The 16,944-nt window shown below is 71.4% G+C and carries 19 protein-coding genes and 2 pseudogenes; 11 read left to right on the top strand and 10 right to left on the bottom strand.

Annotated elements, in window-relative coordinates:
* Nucleotides 1-2 precede the first annotated feature (2 nt).
* Both AQI94_RS13375 and AQI94_RS13370 read right to left on the bottom strand, forming a co-directional pair.
* Nucleotides 3-1,223 carry a glycoside hydrolase family 16 protein gene (locus AQI94_RS13375; protein WP_031046098.1) on the bottom strand — a complete coding sequence of 407 codons (1,221 nt, stop codon included), beginning with the start codon at nt 1,221-1,223 and terminating at the stop codon, nt 3-5.
* A 111-nt stretch (nt 1,224-1,334) separates the two neighbouring features.
* Nucleotides 1,335-1,883 carry a VanZ family protein gene (locus AQI94_RS13370; protein ID WP_031046100.1) on the bottom strand — a complete coding sequence of 183 codons (549 nt, stop codon included), beginning with the start codon at nt 1,881-1,883 and terminating at the stop codon, nt 1,335-1,337.
* A gap of 162 nt (nt 1,884-2,045) precedes the next feature.
* On the opposite strand from AQI94_RS13370, the gene AQI94_RS13365 reads away from it, so the two are divergent.
* The 3 genes and pseudogenes from AQI94_RS13365 to AQI94_RS45290 form a co-directional block, all read left to right on the top strand.
* Nucleotides 2,046-2,228, top strand: a complete 183-nt coding sequence (locus AQI94_RS13365) for a hypothetical protein (protein WP_031046102.1) — start codon at nt 2,046-2,048, stop codon at nt 2,226-2,228.
* A pseudogene (locus tag AQI94_RS45295) lies at nt 2,225-2,503 on the top strand (monovalent cation/H+ antiporter complex subunit F); the annotation flags it as partial. The gene AQI94_RS13365 and the pseudogene AQI94_RS45295, both read left to right, overlap by 4 nt.
* A pseudogene (locus tag AQI94_RS45290) lies at nt 2,504-2,935 on the top strand (complex I subunit 5 family protein); the annotation flags it as partial. It abuts the pseudogene before it with no gap.
* Here the strand turns inward: AQI94_RS45290 and AQI94_RS13355 are convergent.
* Complete coding sequence (locus tag AQI94_RS13355) at nt 2,936-3,598, bottom strand: DUF4230 domain-containing protein (RefSeq protein ID WP_031046109.1); 663 nt, start codon at nt 3,596-3,598, stop codon at nt 2,936-2,938.
* Nucleotides 3,599-3,749: 151 nt separating this feature from the next.
* Here AQI94_RS13355 and AQI94_RS13350 point away from each other — a divergent pair, with 151 nt between their 5' ends.
* Complete coding sequence (locus AQI94_RS13350; protein WP_031046112.1) at nt 3,750-4,943, top strand: cytochrome P450; 1,194 nt, start codon at nt 3,750-3,752, stop codon at nt 4,941-4,943.
* 6 nt (nt 4,944-4,949) lie between these two features.
* Here the strand turns inward: AQI94_RS13350 and otr(A) are convergent, their stop codons facing one another.
* Entirely contained in the window at nt 4,950-6,794 is a 1,845-nt protein-coding gene (otr(A), locus tag AQI94_RS13345; RefSeq protein ID WP_031046115.1) for a tetracycline resistance ribosomal protection protein Otr(A), read from the bottom strand.
* A gap of 220 nt (nt 6,795-7,014) precedes the next feature.
* On the opposite strand from otr(A), the gene AQI94_RS13340 reads away from it, so the two are divergent.
* Nucleotides 7,015-7,968 (top strand): ribose-phosphate diphosphokinase, encoded by a 954-nt coding sequence (locus AQI94_RS13340; protein WP_031046119.1) that lies wholly within the window; start codon nt 7,015-7,017, stop codon nt 7,966-7,968.
* 10 nt (nt 7,969-7,978) lie between these two features.
* Here the strand turns inward: AQI94_RS13340 and AQI94_RS13335 are convergent, their stop codons facing one another.
* Together AQI94_RS13335 and AQI94_RS13330 are read right to left on the bottom strand one after the other, a co-directional pair.
* Nucleotides 7,979-8,395: an anti-sigma factor antagonist gene (locus AQI94_RS13335; RefSeq protein WP_037942505.1), complete on the bottom strand. Its 417-nt coding sequence runs from the start codon at nt 8,393-8,395 to the stop codon at nt 7,979-7,981.
* A 196-nt stretch (nt 8,396-8,591) separates the two neighbouring features.
* Nucleotides 8,592-9,029 (bottom strand): MarR family winged helix-turn-helix transcriptional regulator, encoded by a 438-nt coding sequence (locus AQI94_RS13330; protein ID WP_031046125.1) that lies wholly within the window; start codon nt 9,027-9,029, stop codon nt 8,592-8,594.
* Nucleotides 9,030-9,132: 103 nt separating this feature from the next.
* On the opposite strand from AQI94_RS13330, the gene AQI94_RS13325 reads away from it, so the two are divergent.
* Together AQI94_RS13325 and AQI94_RS13320 are read left to right on the top strand one after the other, a co-directional pair.
* Entirely contained in the window at nt 9,133-10,587 is a 1,455-nt protein-coding gene (locus tag AQI94_RS13325; RefSeq protein ID WP_031046127.1) for an aldehyde dehydrogenase family protein, read from the top strand.
* A 23-nt stretch (nt 10,588-10,610) separates the two neighbouring features.
* Complete coding sequence (locus AQI94_RS13320; RefSeq protein ID WP_031046129.1) at nt 10,611-11,717, top strand: NAD(P)-dependent alcohol dehydrogenase; 1,107 nt, start codon at nt 10,611-10,613, stop codon at nt 11,715-11,717.
* A 4-nt stretch (nt 11,718-11,721) separates the two neighbouring features.
* Here the strand turns inward: AQI94_RS13320 and AQI94_RS13315 are convergent, their stop codons facing one another.
* Nucleotides 11,722-12,672, bottom strand: a complete 951-nt coding sequence (locus tag AQI94_RS13315) for an NADP-dependent oxidoreductase (RefSeq protein ID WP_031046132.1) — start codon at nt 12,670-12,672, stop codon at nt 11,722-11,724.
* Between the two features lie 71 nt (nt 12,673-12,743).
* Here AQI94_RS13315 and AQI94_RS13310 point away from each other — a divergent pair, with 71 nt between their 5' ends.
* Nucleotides 12,744-13,703 (top strand): GlxA family transcriptional regulator, encoded by a 960-nt coding sequence (locus tag AQI94_RS13310; protein ID WP_031046135.1) that lies wholly within the window; start codon nt 12,744-12,746, stop codon nt 13,701-13,703.
* Between the two features lie 61 nt (nt 13,704-13,764).
* Nucleotides 13,765-14,601, top strand: a complete 837-nt coding sequence (locus tag AQI94_RS13305; protein ID WP_031046138.1) for a hypothetical protein — start codon at nt 13,765-13,767, stop codon at nt 14,599-14,601.
* A 7-nt stretch (nt 14,602-14,608) separates the two neighbouring features.
* Here the strand turns inward: AQI94_RS13305 and AQI94_RS13300 are convergent, their stop codons facing one another.
* Together AQI94_RS13300 and AQI94_RS13295 are read right to left on the bottom strand one after the other, a co-directional pair.
* The gene (locus tag AQI94_RS13300) at nt 14,609-15,172 is read right to left on the bottom strand and encodes a TetR/AcrR family transcriptional regulator (protein ID WP_062229738.1); all 564 of its coding nucleotides are present in this window, start codon (nt 15,170-15,172) and stop codon (nt 14,609-14,611) included.
* Entirely contained in the window at nt 15,169-15,531 is a 363-nt protein-coding gene (locus tag AQI94_RS13295; RefSeq protein ID WP_031051559.1) for a DUF1304 domain-containing protein, read from the bottom strand. The genes AQI94_RS13300 and AQI94_RS13295 overlap by 4 nt, the downstream gene beginning before the upstream one ends.
* A 176-nt stretch (nt 15,532-15,707) precedes the next feature.
* Between AQI94_RS13295 and AQI94_RS13290 the strand changes: the two genes are divergently transcribed.
* Complete coding sequence (locus AQI94_RS13290; RefSeq protein ID WP_031051557.1) at nt 15,708-16,175, top strand: pyridoxamine 5'-phosphate oxidase family protein; 468 nt, start codon at nt 15,708-15,710, stop codon at nt 16,173-16,175.
* Between the two features lie 75 nt (nt 16,176-16,250).
* Nucleotides 16,251-16,643, top strand: a complete 393-nt coding sequence (locus AQI94_RS13285; RefSeq protein ID WP_031051555.1) for a VOC family protein — start codon at nt 16,251-16,253, stop codon at nt 16,641-16,643.
* 1 nt (nt 16,644) lies between these two features.
* Here AQI94_RS13285 and AQI94_RS13280 read toward each other — a convergent pair whose 3' ends face one another.
* Nucleotides 16,645-16,944, bottom strand: coding sequence for a DUF4235 domain-containing protein (locus tag AQI94_RS13280; protein WP_031051553.1), 300 nt, complete (start codon nt 16,942-16,944; stop codon nt 16,645-16,647).

Below are 16,944 nucleotides of genomic sequence, written 5' to 3'. Positions count from 1 at the left end.
GCTCAGCCGACCGTCCATTTCTGGTTCGCGCCGCCCGTGCAGGTCCACAGCTGCAGCCGGGTGCCGTTGGCCGAGTTGTTGCCGGTCACGTCGAGGCACTTGTCGGCCTGCGGGTTGACGATGTCGCGTGCGCCCGTGACGGTCCAGCGCTGGGCCCCGGAGCCGTTGCAGTCGTAGAGCTGGACGGCCGTCCCGTCCGCGGTGCCGCCGGCCGCCGCGTCCAGACACTTGCCGAGCGCGCGGACCGTGCCGTCGGAGCCGACGGTCCACTGCTGGGCGGCGGTGCCGTTGCAGTCGTAGAGCTGTACGGCGGTCCCGTTCGCGGGGTTCGCGCCGGCCACGTCCACGCACTTGCCGGCCAGACCCCGGATCGCCGCCCCGGTCGCCGTGTCGCCGGTGGTGACCGACACATGGTCCACCACGAGTTGCTGTGGGAAGGCCGTGGAGGCGTCCGGGTCGCCGGGCCAGTAGCCGCCGACCGCGAGGTTGAGGATCAGGAAGAACGGCTTGTTGAAGACCCAGGTGCGGCCGCCCAGGTCGGCGGGGGTGCGCCGCTGGTAGACCGTCCCGTCCACGGACCAGGTGATCGAGTCGGGCGCCCAGTCGACGGCGAAGGTGTGGAAGGCGTCCGCGAAGGCCTGCCCGTTCGGCAGGGAGTAGCCGGCGCCTATGCCGCCCGAGCCGGAGTAGCCGGGGCCGTGGAGGGTGCCGTGCACGGTCGAGGGCTCGAAGCCGACGTTCTCCATGATGTCGATCTCGCCCGAGTCCGGCCAGTTGACGGGCGTGCCGAGCATCCAGAACGCGGGCCACATACCCTGCCCGCGCGGGATCTTCATCCGCGCCTCGACGTGCCCGTACTGCGCGGTGAACTTCCCGGAGGTGTTCAGCCGGGCCGAGGTGTACTGGCAGGTGCCGTACCAGCACTGGTAGTTCGCCGGGTTCTCCTTGCGCGCGGTGATCACCAGGTGTCCCTGGCCGTCGAGCGCGGCGTTCCTGGTGCCCGACGTGTAGTACTGCCGTTCGTGGTTGTTGACGTTGTCGCCGGTCTCGATCTGCCACTTCGAGGAGTCGACCGCGGCTCCGGCGGGCCCGTCGAAGGTGTCGGAGAACGTCACCGCGGCGGCGGAGACGGCGGGCGGATCCGCGTGCGCGGTGCCGGAGACGAGGAGGACGGACGACAGGGCGGCGAGGAGACATCCGCGCAGCAGGCGTGAGGCGGCCACGGCTCATCCTTCGAGGTGGGGGGTGAAGGTGTCGCCTCTTGATTTAAGGAGTGAGGTAAGGGGTCGTCAATACCTTGGTACAGACCAGAAGTCGGGCGAATCCCGGTCCTTCTACGCCTTCTTCGCGGGCTTGTGGACGGCCCGGCTGATGCGCCGCCCCAGCAGCAGATAGCCGATCAGGGCACCGGAGGTGTTCAGGATGACGTCGTCCACGTCGAAGGCCCGTCCCTCCACCAGCGCACCCTGCGCGAACTCCACCAGCAGCATCACCACGGCCGTCAGCAGCAGGATCCGCAGCAGCCCACGGGTCTTCGGGGCGATGATCGGGACCAGGATGCCGAACGGGACGCCCAGCAGGATGTTCCCGCCGATCTGCTTGAAGGCGTCCCGCATCTCGGGCTGGTCCAGATAGGCCTTGAGCGAGGCGCCGGGGTGCAGGTTGGTGTGCGTCAGATCCACCGACGCGGGCGACGGTTCGAGGGTCAGCCGGGCCAGGACGACGGCGAACGCCACCATGAACACGAACGCGAACAGCATCGCCACGAAACGGACAATGAGGGAGAGCGGATCTCGCCGGGGGCGGGCGGGCTTCGCCGCGCGCTCGTTCTTGACGGTGCCGCTTTCTGACCCCGCTCGCGAACGTGAGGGCGCCCAGACCATTGGTCCTCCACTCTTGAACTTCCCTGTGTCGTAGGGCGCTTACCCCTGACCCGCCCGACAATGCCGCCGCACACCGACCGGCCTTCGGTTTCTCTTCGTACGCTCGGGGCACTCCGGGCCGAATACCGCGCGCGTCGGGCTGTGGTTCGCAGGAGGTGGCGCATCAACGGACGTACGACACTCCTCGCCACGGCCGAACTTTTCGGCTGGTGGGCCGCGCTCGGCGTGCTCTGGCTCGTGTTCATCAGCACCGTGGACACCCTGGAACTCGCGATCGGCGCGGCCGTCGCCTGCCTCGGCGCCCTCGCCGCCCGGGCCGCCCGGCGGGCGGTGACCGGACGGTGAACGGCTGGATCCTCGCGGCGGCCGTCCTCCTCGGCGGGGGAGTGGGCGCCACCGTGTGGGGCGTCGCCACCGGGCCGCTCAGGCGCCGGGTCGTGGCGCAGAACCTGTGCACCGCGTTCGCCTGCCCCGCCCTCCTGCTGCTCTCGCAGGGCTACGACCGTCCCTCCTACGTCGATCTCGCCCTGGTCCTCGCCCTGCTCGGCCCGGTCGGCACGCTCGTCTTCGCCCGGCTGCTCGCCGACGAACTGGCCGAGGACCCGCCGAGCGCCTGGGGCCGGCCCGAGACCGGTTCCGGGTACGAGACGACCGGCTCCGGCGAGCGGCCCGAGACCCGGCACCGGCTCCGCCGCATCCCGGAGACCATGACCGCGGTGCCCGCCGTACTGCTCGCCGGGGCCCTCACCGTGGGCGTGGCCCCCGGTTTCGCGAAGGTGGTCGCGCGCTCCGTCAACGAGACCGGATCGGCGGGCGTGTTCACCTCCGTGCACTGGACCCCGGCCGGCGTCCTGCTGGGTCTGGTGTCGACCCTGCTGGCCGGGGTCCTCGCCCTCCTCGCCGTCGCCCGCCCGAAGGCGTTCGCCGCACCGGACCGGGCGCTGTGGCTGCGGCGCCTGCAGTCCGGGCACATCGGCGACTATGTGGCGTGGGTACTGGTCGGCACCACCGTGCTCGGTGCCCTCACCCTGCCGGGCATGCTCGGCGGCTGATCAGCTGCCGTAGGTGACCTCGACCTTCTTGAAGCCGAGGGAGTTCAGCAGGCCCTTGAGCATGTTGGTGGTGTTGGTCTCGGCCCGCTTGGTCAGCTCGCTCTCCTTCGCCGCCTCGGTGATGTGCCGCACGGCGAGTTTCTGCACGGCCTGTTCGCTGTTGGGGTTGTCGGAGAAGAAGTCGCCGAGCCGGTCGAGCAGACCGCGCTGCTTGGAGACCGCGTAGGAGCGGTCGGCGTCGAGCGTGGCCTTGCCGAGCTGGGCGTGCGGGAGGTGCAGGGTGGCGGCCGTGCGGTCCTCGTTGACCGTCACGTCGTTCTTGGCGACCTTGCCGAGGTCGACATAGGCGTCGACCGCGCCCGCTCCCACGTACAGGGTGCGGGAGCCGCGGATCGCGTCGGGCAGGAACTTGGTGTCCTTCTCCAGGTCCACGACGACCTGGAAATTGCCGGAGGCGGCGTCGTAACGGCTGATGTCCTGGATGGACTCCAGAAGTGCGGGACCCGTCCGGTCGTGGGTCTCCGTGCCGAACAGGTCCTTGAGGCCAGGGAGCACACTGAACCGGATCCCGGCGAAGAACACCACGAGCACCACCACGACGGCGGTCAGTATCTTCGCCCAGCCGGGCATGCGCCTGGACACGCGCCTGATGGGAGTCGTCATGCGACGGCCCTCCTTCCTAGATGCACGGATGCCCAGGGATGACTCCCAAAAGCCCTGCCGGACCGTCTTGTTGGCTGATTGGGACACTGCCGGGACACAAGAGGGCGCACTAGCGTGGAGAACTCGCGTACCGGCGTGTCTGGAGACCCGGATGAGCACGGACCACACCTCCCGGACCCTTCGTCCGATGCACCGCATCCCCTTGCCCGAGAACGGCCCGCCCCGGCTCACCACCCTGGCCACCGGCACCCCGGTCTGGCTCGTCACCCGCCACGCCGACGTGCGCCAGGTGCTCATGGACCCCCGCTTCGACAGGAAGTCGCTGCGGGACGCGGACGCCCCGCCGCTGCTCCTCGTGCCGAACCTGCTGGACTCACCGGACGGCCTCCTCAACCAGGACGGCCCGCCCCACCAGCTGCTGCGGGGCACCGTCCAGCGGGCCTTCACCCCACGCGCGATCGCCCGCTGGCGGCCCTGGACGGCCTCCGTGGTGGAGGCCCTCCTCGACGACCTGGCCCGGCAGCCGCAGCCCGCCGACATCGTGGAGGCGTTCACCCGCCGTCTGCCGGTCTCGGTGATCTCCCGGCTGATGGGGCTGGAGCACGCCGACTGGGAGCGCATCCGCGACTGGGCAGACCACGCCCTGTCCGGCGGCGCGCACACGGCCGAGGAGGTCGGCGCGGCCATGCGGGAGTTCGGCCGCTTCTGCGCGGAACTGGTCGCCGAGCGGCGCAAGGAGCCGGGCGACGACCTGGTGAGCGCCCTGGTCGTCGCGGGCGACGGCCTCGGGATCGAGGAGCCGCGCCTGGTCGTCCTGGTCCTCGGCCTGGTCGTCGCCGGACACGAGACGACGATGACGGCCCTCGGCAACATCGTCGTCCACCTCCTCACGGACGGGCGGGAGGCCTGGCCGGGGCTCGCCGAGAGCCAGGAGTCGGCCGAGACCGCCGTCGAACAGCTGCTGCGGACGATCCCGCTGAGCGAGGGCAGGGTGCTGCCCGGTCTGATCCGCAGGGCCGTCGAGGAGGCCGACGTCGGCGGGGTGACGATTCCGGCCGGGGCGGTGGTCGCCGTCCAGACCAACGCGGCGAACCGGGACCCGGACGTCTTTCCGCGGCCCGAGGAGACCGACCTGTTCGCCCCGCTGACGACACCGAGCGTGGTCTTCGGCGCCGGTCCTCACCACTGCCTGGGCGCGTGGCTGGCCCGCCTGGAGCTGGGCCTGGCCCTGCACCGGCTGGCGGTCAGGTTCCCGGGCCTGCGGGCAGAGTTCACGCCGGAGACGATCGAGTGGCGGGAGGGACAGCTGACGCGGGGGCCGCGGCGGCTGCCGGTGTCCTGGTGAGCACTCCTAGTGGGGCTTGAGTGCACGGTCGCCCGAGTGCCTGGACCACCACACCCCCTCACCGTGCGTGAGTCCGGGCAGGCGCAGTTCGACCTCGCGTACCCGCCTGGCCGCGAGCTCACCGGTGATCACCCACGCCGTTTCCCCGCCCGTGGTGCCGGTGAACTCCGCTCCCGCAGAGGCGAGTTGTGCCGTGACCGGAGCCAGCGCGTCCAGCGGCACCTCCGCCTCGAACGCGTGATACGGCTCGAACAGCCGGGTCCCCGCCCGCTCCAGGGCCCGGCGCAGCACGATCGGCGTGAGCCCGCGGAAGTCGGCGGCGGTACTGAGCGGTGCCACGAAACCGGAGCGGACGAGGGTGACCCGGTAGTCCGTCACGGTCGCCCCCGTCAGCCCGGTCCGCATGCTCACGTGGACGGTCTCCTCGACGGCCTGGTGCAACGCCCGGGGGAGCGCGCCGAGTTCCGTCTCGTACGCGAAGACCCCGCCTGTGCCGCGCTCACCCGGCTCGACCCGCAGGCCGATGGTCGCCCAGTAGCGGCTCCCGAGATGCCAGGGGTTCTCCTCGCACGCTTCCCCCGTGCCGCGCGGACGTTCCAGGTACCGCACCCGGCCCGGCTCGAAGTCCGCCTCGACGCCGAAGTCCTGGGCGAGGGTCGCCGCGAGCACCTCCATCTGGACCTCGCCGTACAGGAGCAGCGAGGTGGCACCTCCGGGCGCGGGACGAGCGTGGATCAGGGGGTCCTGGTCGGCGAGGGTCAGCAGGGCTGAGCGCAGCCGGGCCGCCTGGCCGGGGTGGCGGGCGGTGACCAGGGTCTGGAGGGTCGGGGGAGAGAACTGCGGTGCGCGGTCCGCCAGTTCGCCGAGGCGGTCGCCCACGCGGAGGCCGGGGGAGAACGTGAGCGCCGCGATGGTGCCGGCGGTGAGGGGTCCGCTCAGCCGGGTCACCCGCCCGGGAACGCTGCTCGTCGAGCCGTCGGCCGCACGCCGCAGGAACGTCAGCCGCTGACGTTCCGTCACCTGGCCGTCGTACAGCCGCAGATACGCGGTGCGTTCCCCGCCGGGTCCGGGGCGTACGGCGAACACCGTGCCGCGTGGTGGGCCCTGCGGGGTCGCGGGCCCGGCCGGGATCAGCCGGGTCAGGCCCTCGACCAGATGGGCCACGCCCTGGCCGCCGAGAGCGGAGCCGAAGAACACCGGGTGGAAGGAGCCGTCTCCGGTGCGGGCGGCGAGGCTCCTGCGCAGGTCGCCCGGGGTGGGTGCGGGCCCGTCCACGAGCGCGGCCAGCATGTCCTGGTCGACCTCGGCCAGGGCCTCGGCGAGCCGGCTGTCCTCGGGCAGTGCGGTCACCGCGGCGCCGGCCGTGCCGACGCCCGTGACCTCGGTGAGCGGGGCGACGTACGGCGTGAGTCTGCGCCGGACGTCGGCGAGCAGGGCCTGGTCCCGGGCGCCGGCACGGTCGATCTTGTTGACGAAGATCAGCGTGGGCAGCCGAAGCCTGCGCAGGGTCCGCATCAGGACCCGCGTCTGCGCCTGTACGCCCTCCACGGCGGACAGCAGCAGCACCGCCCCGTCGAGGACCTCGAGGGCGCGCTCGACCTCGGCGACGAAGTCCGAGTGGCCGGGCGTGTCGATGAGGTTGATCCTGGTGTCACCCGCGGTGAACGAGGCGACGGCGGAGCGGATGGTGATGCCGCGCTGCCGCTCGATCGCGCCGTCGTCCGTGCGGGTGTCACCGCTGTCGACGCTGCCGAGCCGGTCGATCGCGCCGTGGTCGAACAGCAGCCGCTCGGTGAGACTGGTCTTACCGGCGTCGACGTGGGCCAGAATTCCGATGTTCAGGGTGCGCATAAAGGGTGGAGTCCTCGAGAACCGTGGGCCGAAGGGGGCACTGGGTCGATTCGAGGAGTCGGCGCATGCGAGGGATCCTGACATCGAGGGAACGCGGACCCGGCCATGATGGCGTCCGAGGGCCGGGCCACCGCAACCGGTTTTCCGTGGCAGGGCGGCCGGCGGGCAGGCCAGTAGCATGAGCCGGGCAACCCGAGATGATCATCCGAGGAGCAGACCCGTGCGAGACATCGCCGTGTTCAGCGGTAGCGCCCACCCCGAGCTCGCGGCGGAGGTCTGCGCGCATCTCGGTGTGCCGCTCAGCCCCACCCGGGTCAGCCGGTTCGCCAACGACTGCCTGGAGGTACAGCTCCAGGCCAATTGCCGGGAGCGGGACGTCTTCCTCGTCCAGCCGCTGGTCAGGCCGGTGCAGGAGCACCTGGTGGAGCTGCTGCTGATGTGCGACGCGGCCCGTGGGGCCTCCGCCCGGCGGATCACCGTCGTCATGCCGCACTACTCCTACGCGCGCTCCGACAAGAAGGACGAGCCCCGTATCTCCCTCGGCGGGCGGCTGGTCGCCGACCTGATGGTGTCGGCCGGAGCGAGCCGCGTCCTCGCGATGACGCTGCACTCGCCGCAGGTGCACGGCTTCTTCTCGGTGCCCGTCGACCACCTGCACGCCCTGCGCGAGCTGGCCGCGCACTTCCGCCAGTACGACCTCTCGCGCACCACCGTCGTCTCCCCTGACCTAGGCAACGCCAAGGAGGCGGCCGCCTTCGCCCGGATGATCGGCGCCCAGGTGGCCGCGGGTGCCAAGCAGCGCTTCGCCGACGACCGGGTCAGCATCAGCGACGTCATCGGCGAGGTCGCCGGACGGGACGTCATCGTGCTGGACGACGAGATCGCCAAGGGCAGCACTGTCCTGGAACTGCTGGACCGGCTCAGGGAGTTGGGCCCGCGCTCCATCCGGGTCGCCTGCACGCACGGACTGTTCGCCGACGGCGCCCTCAAGAGGATAGGCGAGCAGCCGGACGTCCTGGAGATCGTGTGCACCAACACCGTGCCGGTCCCCGTCGAGGAGCGCACCGACAAGCTGCGGATCCTGTCCATCGCCCCCGCGCTCGCCGAGGCCGTACGCCGCATTCACAACGGCGAGTCCGTCAGCGCCCTGTTCGACGCGCCGCGCAAGGAATAGCTGGCGACGGTCATAACGACTCGGACGTGGCCTCGGGCCGGCTCAGGGCCGCGTCCAGCGACGGCAGCGGGGGCAGCAGCCGGGACAGGCCCGTCACCCGGATGATCCGCAGGGTGAGCGGGTGCGTGCAGACCAGGAGCAGCCGGCCGTTGTTGGCCAGTACGCGCGCGCGGGCCCGGTACAGCAGCCGCAGCCCGGAGCAGTCGAAGAACTCCACGCCACTGAGGTCGATCACCAGTCGCGCGTCGGGCTGCCCGGTGACCCGGTCCAGGACCGGCAGGAGCTCGACGGTCGCGGCGATGTCGATCTCCCCGCGGAACTCCAGCACGGTGTGACCGCGCTCCTCGCGGACACGCAGATGCCGGGACAGCGGCGCAGGTTCCTGCTGCACGACGACATCGCCTCCAACCGGCTGCACAGGCGGCATGGGGTGCAGGTCACCGGGGGCCGGGTGACGCCGTGCCGTGCGCGTAGACGTGTCACCGTGCCCCGGGTGCGTGCAAATCCTTTCCCCGCTCTGCAAGTTACCCTCGATGGAGTGAATTTGAGCATGTTCGATTGACATATGTCTTCGAATTGCGACCGCTGATTCGCGCCGGGTTCACGCGGGGCTCGCGCCCGGCTCATGACAGGGCGTGCCAGGCCATGGTCAGCGCTTGGCGGAACTGCTCGGTCTGGTGCGCGGTGAGGTCCCGCACCATCCGCTCCTCCAGCTCCCGCACGGGTCCCGCGTGCTGGGCCAGCAGCGCGCGCGCCTCCTCGGTCAGCAGGATCAGCAGCTCGCGGCGGTTCCTCGGATTGCGCTCCCGGCGCACCAGGCCGCGGGTCTCCAGGGAGCGCACGAGATCGGCGATCGACTGGGCGGTGACGAAGGAGTCCCGGGCCAGCTGCGCCGCCGACAGTCCGTCGTGCCGCTCCAGGACAGTGAGGGCCGTGTACTGCAGCGCGGTGATCCCGGACGGCCTGACCAGCTCGTCCAGATGGGAACGGACGACGAGCTCCACCTGTTTCACCATGTAGAGGAGCGACGGGGGCGCCTTGGTCACCTGTGTGTCGAGCATGGGATCAGGCTAGACCATTGACAGGAAACCTGTCCGTAAAGAGACTGCGAACCAACAGGAATCCTGTTTGTTGAAATCTTGGCGACGAAGCTGAGGAGCGGCGATGTCCTCCATCGAGATCGAACCTGGACGGCTGTTTGTGGGCGGCCGGCGGCGCGAAGCCGCAGACGGCGCGCGCACCGAGGTGCTCGACCCGTCCCGGGGCGCGGTCCTCACCACCGTCGCGGAGGCCGGTGCCGACGACGTGGACGCGGCCGTCCGCGCCGCCCGGGAGGCCTTCGACGGTGGCACCTGGTCCGGCCTCAGCGGTCGCGAGCGGGGCCGGATCCTGCACCGGGTCGCCGAGCTGATCCGCGAGAACGCCGACGAACTCGCCCAGCTGGAGAGCCTGGACGTCGGCAAGCCGATCTCGCTGTGCCACGCCGTGGACGTGACCAACGCGGCCAACGACTACGAGCACTTCGCCGCGCTCGCGCACTCCCTGGACGGCTCGGTCCGCAACACACCCATGAACGCCCTCGCGTACACCAAGCGCGAGCCGATCGGCGTGGTCGCCGCGATCACCCCGTTCAACTTCCCGCTGATCCTCGCCGGTTCCAAGATCGGCCCCGCGCTCGCCGCCGGCAACACGGTGGTGCACAAGCCGGCCGACGAGACGCCGCTGAGCGCCCTCTACATGGCCGGACTGCTCCAGCGGGCCGGCGTCCCGGACGGGGTCGTCAACGTGGTCACCGGCACCGGGCCGGTGGCCGGCGAGGCCCTGCTGCGCCACCGCGGGGTCGACAAGGTCGCCTTCACCGGCTCCACCGCCATCGGCCGGCACGTGGCCGCCACCGCGGGCGAGGCCCTCAAGCCCGTCACCATGGAACTCGGCGGCAACGCGGCCAACATCGTCTTCGAGGACGCCGACCTGGAGAAGGCGGTCGGCGCGATCATCAAGGCGTTCGTCTTCAACACCGGCCAGTTCTGCATGGGCGGCCCGCGGCTGCTCGTGGCCCGCTCGGTCCACAGCACCCTGCTCGGCATCCTCGCCGAGGCCGTGCCCGGCGTGCCGGTCGGCGACCCGCGCGATCCCGCGACCGTCGTCGGTCCGATGGCGGGGGAGAAGCACCTGAAGAAGGTCGAGGAGTACGTCGACCTCGCGCGCAAGGAGGGCGGCCGGATCGTCTGCGGCGGTGAACGCCTCGACCTCGACGGGGGTTTCTACTACCGGCCCACCGTGATCGCCGACCTCTCCAACGACTCCCGGGTCGTGCAGGAGGAGATCTTCGGTCCGGTCCTGACCGTGCAGCCCTTCGACACCGAGGACGAGGCCGTCGCGCTCGCCAACTCCACGCCCTACGGCCTGGCTTCGGGCGTCCAGACCACCAACCTCGCGCGTGCGCACCGGGTCGCCGACCGTCTCCAGGCGGGCATCGTCTGGGTCAACGACTGGGCGATGCTCGACCCCGCGGTGCCCTTCGGCGGGGTCAAGGACTCCGGCTACGGCCGCGAGTACGGCCCCGAGGCGCTCGACGCCTACACCAAGGTCAAGTCCGTCGTCGTCTCGCTCGACTGAGCGCCTTCCAAGGAGTTTCCGCGATGTCCCTCACCACCCGTGCCGCGGTCGTCGAGTCCGGCGGCGCACCCTTCACCCTCTCCGACGTCACCCTCGACGAGCCCGGACCCCGTGAGGCGGTCGTCCGGATGGTCGCGACCGGCCTGTGCCACACCGACCTCGGCGTGGCGAGCGGCGGACTGCCCTTCCCGCTGCCCGGAGTCCTCGGACACGAGGGCGCCGGAGTCGTCGAGGCCGTCGGGTCCGCCGTCACCGGTGTGGCTCCCGGCGACCACGTCGTACTGTCCTTCACCTCCTGCGGCGACTGCCGCAACTGCGACGGCGGTCACCCCGCGTACTGCGCCACCTGGCTGCCGCTGAACCTCATCGGCGGCCGCCGGGCCGACGGCACCAGCACCATCAGCCGGGACGGTGAGCCGCTCGGCGGGCACTTCTTCGGCCAGTCCTCCTTCGCCGAGCGGGCCCTGGTCGACGAGCGCAGCCTCGTCAGGGTCGACCCGGACGTGCCGCTGGAGTCCGTCGCCCCGCTGGGCTGCGGAGTGCAGACCGGTGTCGGCGCCGTGTGGAACGTACTGAAGCCCGTCACCGGTGCCACGATCGTCGTCCTCGGCGCCGGAGCGGTCGGCCTGTCCGCGGTCATGGCCGCCGCCCTCACCCCGGCCACGACCATCGTCGCCGTCGACCGCCTGGGCGAACGCCTCGCGCTGGCGAAGGAGTTGGGCGCCACCCACACCGTCGACGCCGGCGAGCAGGACCTCGGCGAGGCGCTCGCCGCGATCACCGGCGGGCAGGGCGCGGACGGCGTCGTGGAGACCACGGGCAATGTGAACGTCCTGCGCCAGGGCGTCGACGCGCTCGGCGCGCGCGGCACCCTGGTCGTCGTCGGCGCCCCGCCGTTCGGCACCGAGGTCTCCCTCGACGTCAACGGCCTCCTCGGCGGCAAGCGGGTCGTGGGCCTCACCCTCGGTGACGCCGAGACGCAGAGCTTCATCCCCGCCCTGGTCCGTCTGGTGAAGGAGGGGCGGCTGCCGCTGCACCGCCTGATCAGCACCTATCCGTTCACGGACATCGACCAGGCGGTGCGGGACATGGGCGCGGGCAAGGCGATCAAGCCCGTGCTGACGTTCTGAGCGGTCAGTCGACCACCAGGACCAGCTTCCCGGCCGTGCGGCCGGTGTCGCCGAGCCGGTGAGCCTCGGCGGCATCGGCCAACGGGAACGTCCCCGCGATCGTGGGCCGCAGCTCACCCTTCTCCACCAGGTCCGCGATCGCGTTCATCCCGGCACGGTCCGCGTCCACGAGCATCCGCAGGGCCCTGACCCCGAGCCGCTCGGCCGCCGTGCCGAACTCGTCCGAGCCGACCGGCAGGATCGACACCACGATCCCGCCCGGCCGCAGCACCCGCAGCGAGTCCACGGACGTGTCGCCGCCGAGCGTGTCGAGCACCACGTCCACGTCCTTCACCGCCTCGGTGAAGTCCGTCTCCCGGTAGTCGATCACCTCGTCCGCGCCCAGTTCGCGCAGGAAGGCGTGCTTGCCCGCGCTCGCGGTGCCGATCACGTACGCGCCCCGCGCCTTGGCGATCTGCACGGCGACATGCCCCACCCCGCCGGCCGCCGCGTGGATCAGCACCCGCTGTCCAGGCCGCAGTTCGGCGTTCTCGACCAGCGCCTGCCACGCGGTCAGCGACACCAGGGGCAGCGCGGCCGCCTGAACGTGGTCGATCGAGGCGGGCTTGTGCGTGAGGCCCCGCACCGGAGCGAGGACGTACTCGGCGTGCGAACCGTGACCGAAGGGGTACGGCAGCATGCCGAACACCTCGTCACCGGGCTTGAAGGTGGCGACGCCGATGCCGACCGCCTCGACCACGCCGGAGACGTCCCAGCCGAGGACGAACGGCGGTTCGCCGAGGAAGCCGCCGTTGGCGCGGTGCTTCCAGTCGGTCGGGTTCAGGCCGGCCGCCCGGACCCGGACCAGCACCTGGTTCGGTCGCGGCGCGAGGCGTTCGACCTCGATCTCCTTGAGGACCTCGGGACCGCCGAGGGTGTCCTGGCTGATGGCTCGCATGGTGTTCACAGTGCTCATGGTCGTCCAGCCTGCCCGGCCGCGCCCGTCCGGGAAATGGCACGATTGCCAAGCTTCGATAGGATCGTGCCATGCGACATGTGGAGCGGACCCAGCGGGTCGTGGTGCTGGCCCTGGACGGCGTGTACCCCTTCGAGCTGGGCATCCCCAGCCGGATCCTCGGCGCCGCCGACGGCCGGTACGAGGTACTGACCTGCAGCGTGGACGGGCGGCCGGTGAGCAGCAACGCCGACTTCACCATCGGTGTCGAGCACGGGCCCGAGATCCTTGCCACGGCCGACACCGTGGTGATCGCGCCCGTCGCGTCGGAGCGGATGACCCTAGAGCTCCCGGAGGAGGTGCGCACGGCGCTCACGTTCATCCGCCCCGACGCCCGGATCGTCTCCATCTGCACCGGCGCCTTCGTCCTCGCCGCCGCCGGTCTCCTGGAGGGCCGCCGGGCGACCACCCACTGGCAGCTCGCGGACCTGTTCCGGATCACGTACCCGCACGTCGACCTGGACCCGGATGTGCTCTTCGTCGACGACGGCCGCATCCTCACCTCGGCCGGGGCCGCCTCCGGTGTGGACATCTGCCTGCATCTCGTCCGCAAGGACCACGGCAGCGAACTCGCCAACACGGTCGCCCGGCGCTGTGTGGTCCCGCCGTTCCGGGACGGCGGCCAGGCCCAGTACATCGAGCAGCCCGTCCCTGAGCAGGGCGCCGCGAGCACGGCCGGGACGCGTGCGTGGGCCCTGGAGCGCCTGGACGAGCCCCTGACCCTGGGCGACCTCGCCGCGCACGCCCGGATGAGCCTGCGCACCTTCGCCCGCCGCTTCAACGAGGAGGTCGGCCTCAGCCCCGGCCGCTGGCTGATCCAGCAGCGCGTGGCCCGGGCCCGGCACCTCCTGGAGTCCAGCGATCTGTCGGTCGACCAGATCGCCGGCCGCGTCGGCTTCGCCACCGGCGCGTCCCTGCGACAGCACCTGCACGCGGCGATCGGGGTGTCACCGCAGGTGTACCGGCGCACGTTCCAGACGGCGGCGCGGTGAACGTTCCCGGCCGGTGCGGCGTCGAAGGATCATGAGGGCGGACGGTACACAGGGGGCGGGAATGCGCAGAGCGCTGTGGGCGGTGCTCGCGGCCGTGGCCATGACGGTCGTGGGGTGCGAGTCCGGGGAGGGCGTGGTGGTCGAGGGCACGGCACCGGCCACGGCCTACGACGGGCCGATGAACGTCCCCACGAAGGAGCTCGACGAGCACACACCGCGGGCGTTGCGGCTGGCCTCGGGCGCGGCCGGCCGCGCTCTGGAGTGCGCCGGTGAGATCCACAACGGCAACGGTCCGGACGGCTGGAGCAGGGACGACGGCGGGGACAGCCCGGAGGAGGGCCTGGAGCTGTACTTCGACCTGTTCGACCCGGGGGAGCCCCGCTCCGGCTACCGCGTGGAGCGCCGGGAGACGGACCGCGTGCTGTACTCCTACGACGTGGGCGGCCGGACCAAGGTGGCCGTCGTGGTCGCCAAGGACCAGAAGGACAGGCCCGGTTGGGGCCCGGAGACCAGCGCGTCCTGCGACCCGTCGGAGCTCCCGGCCGAGTGGACCGCCTCCCACGGCTACGAGATCTGGACCGACCGGGTGGGGGAGCGGGTGCCGACCGCCGAGGTGAGCAGCGGCGCGGGGGACGACCACTGCGGCTGGGGCGAGGTGCACTTCCTCGACCTCGGCGGGCGTACGTATGCCCGTGACCCGGAGGGTCTGCTCGAACCCGGCATGCTCACCACGGCCTACGACGACTCGGTCACCCTGCCCGCCAACGCCCACGACACCGGATATCGCTACGAGGACCGGGAGTTGTGGCTGACCGGCGACCGGCGGACGGCGTACGTCCGAACCTTTGCGGGTGTCGAGGGCTGGCCCCTGCTCAAGGCGCAGGCGGCCTGCATGTGAGGCGCGTTCACCGGCTGGCGTGCAGGGCGACCAGCAACTGCCACACCTGGTCGGCGATGTCGGTCGCGGCGGCGTCGAGCAGGCCGTGCAGCCAGTCGCCCAGGACCCCGGCGAAGGTGGCCGCGACGGCGGAGGCGACCAGGGGGGCGTCGGCGGCACCCGCCAGCTCGCGCTCCCGCAGGCTGTAGGCCCGCAGGTCCCGGTGCAGCACCCGGCCGAGCGGTCCGCCGCCGCCCGGGGTGAGCAGGGACCGGTACAGGGCGGCGTGCGGAGTGAGCGAGGCGAAGAACTCCGCGAGCGCGGGCGGCGCGTGCACCGGGTCGGGCCGCCCGCGCCAGGCGTGCAGCGCCTCCACGGCGTCCCGTACGACGTCCGCGCAGGCGTCGACGGCGAGTGCCTCCAGGCCGTCGTAGTGGACGTAGAAGGTGGCCCGGCCGACTCCGGCCCGGCGCACCAGGGCGGCCACGCCGACCTCCTCCAGGGGCCGCTCGGCGCACTCCGCGAGCAGTGCCTCCCGCAGCCGCGCCCGGGTGCGGGCCGCCCGCGGGTCCTCGGGCGCGGGGCGGGTCACTGCGCGAGGAGGACGGCGGCCAGGGCGAGCGCGCCGGGCAGGGCCTGCGCGACGAGGATCCGGACATTCGCGGTGACGGCGCCGTACACACCGGCCACGATCACGCACACCAGGAAGAACACCTGCGCCCGGAACCCGGTCGGATCCCCGGCGACCAGCCCCCACACCAGTCCCGCCGCGAGAAAGCCGTTGTACAGCCCCTGATTGGCGGCCATCGGGGCGGTGGCCCTGGCCATCTCCCGGTCGAACCCGTGGAAGGACATCCCCGGCTTCTTCTGCCACAGGAACATCTCCATCACCAGGATGTACACGTGCAGCGCCGCCACCAGGCCGACCAGCACCTTCGCCAGGATCTCCATCAGCTTCCCTTACTTCGTGGACGTGTGTCCACTATAGCTGGACAGCTGTCCAGGAAATTGCCGGAGGGGCCTGACCGTCCCGCGCCACGCCCCGGGACGAAAGGTGGAGGTGAAACCCGTTCCGAACGGCCAGACTGATGAAGTCAGTTGACGATCCAGCAGGAGGACGCACGCCGATGGCCCCGCAGCCGCCACGCCCCGCCGAGCAGCGCAAGAAGGACACCCTGCACCGACTGGAGCACGACGAGGACGTCTGGGTGGCCACGGCCCCGGACGACGGCTCGGGTGTGCCGTACCTCGTCCCGCTCTCCTTCCTCTGGGACGGCTCCACCCTGCTCATCGCCACCCCGGCCGCCAGCCCCACCGGCCGGAACCTGAAATCGACGGGGAGGGTGCGGATCGGCCTCGGGCCCACCCGGGACGTCGTCATGATCGAGGGGACCGTCGACACCGTCACCCAGGACGAACTGAGCGCGCGGGAGGGGGACCGGTTCGCCGGGCGTACCGGGTTCGACCCGCGGCAACTCACCACGCCCTACCTGTACTTCCGCGTCCACCCGCAGCGCGTCCAGGCCTGGCGGGAGGAGAACGAACTCAAGGGGCGTGAGCTGATGCGGGACGGACAGTGGCTGGTCGCCGACTGAATCGGCCGTGCCGGGATATCCGCAAGGTACAGGGCCGCCGGGCGACACCCCGTGGCCAGAACCTTCGGAGGAGACATGGCACTGGTGAAAGCGGGGGTCGTGGTGCTCGACTGTGCCGAGCCCGAGAAGCTCGCCGTGTTCTACAAGGAGTTGCTGACGGCCGAGGAGACCGACGCGACCGCGAACCGCGTCGAGATCAGGGGAGCGGACGGCTTCCGGCTCGCGTTCCGCCGTGACGTGAACGCCACACCGCCGAGCTGGCCCCGCCCCGAGAACTCCCTCCAGGCCCACATCGACTTCGTGGTGGAGGACCTGGACGAGGCCGAGCGCAAGGTGGTGGAGCTCGGCGGGCGCCCACTGGAGACGAAGGACGCGGCGGGGCCGTTCGAGGAACGGGGGTACTCCGACCCCGCCGGACACTCCTTCACCGTGCGCCTGGTCACCCCGACCGCGCCCAAGCAGGGCTGAGTCAGTCGCGGCCGCCCTTCTCGTCGGACGGCCAGACTCCGGTGGAGCGTTCGATGGCTGTGGCGCCCGCGCGGTCCACCGCGCTGCGGACCACGGCGAAGATGGCGCCCTGGACCGCCGCGGCCAGGAGGATCTCTCCCCAGCCGCGGTCACGGTCCAGGGCGTCGGGCGCGTCGTCCTCGTGCCGGATCGCCTTCCAGGTCTTCTGGAAGGCCAGTCCCGCCACCGTTCCGCTCGTCCAGCCCAGGACGAAGCCGAGGGGCTTGTAGGCGAGGGGCAGCTTCTTCTTTTTCTTTGCCAC

This window comes from Streptomyces pseudovenezuelae (genome assembly GCF_001513955.1).
GTDB lineage: Bacteria > Actinomycetota > Actinomycetes > Streptomycetales > Streptomycetaceae > Streptomyces > Streptomyces pseudovenezuelae.
This window is presented reverse-complemented; position numbering and strand designations above follow the sequence as displayed.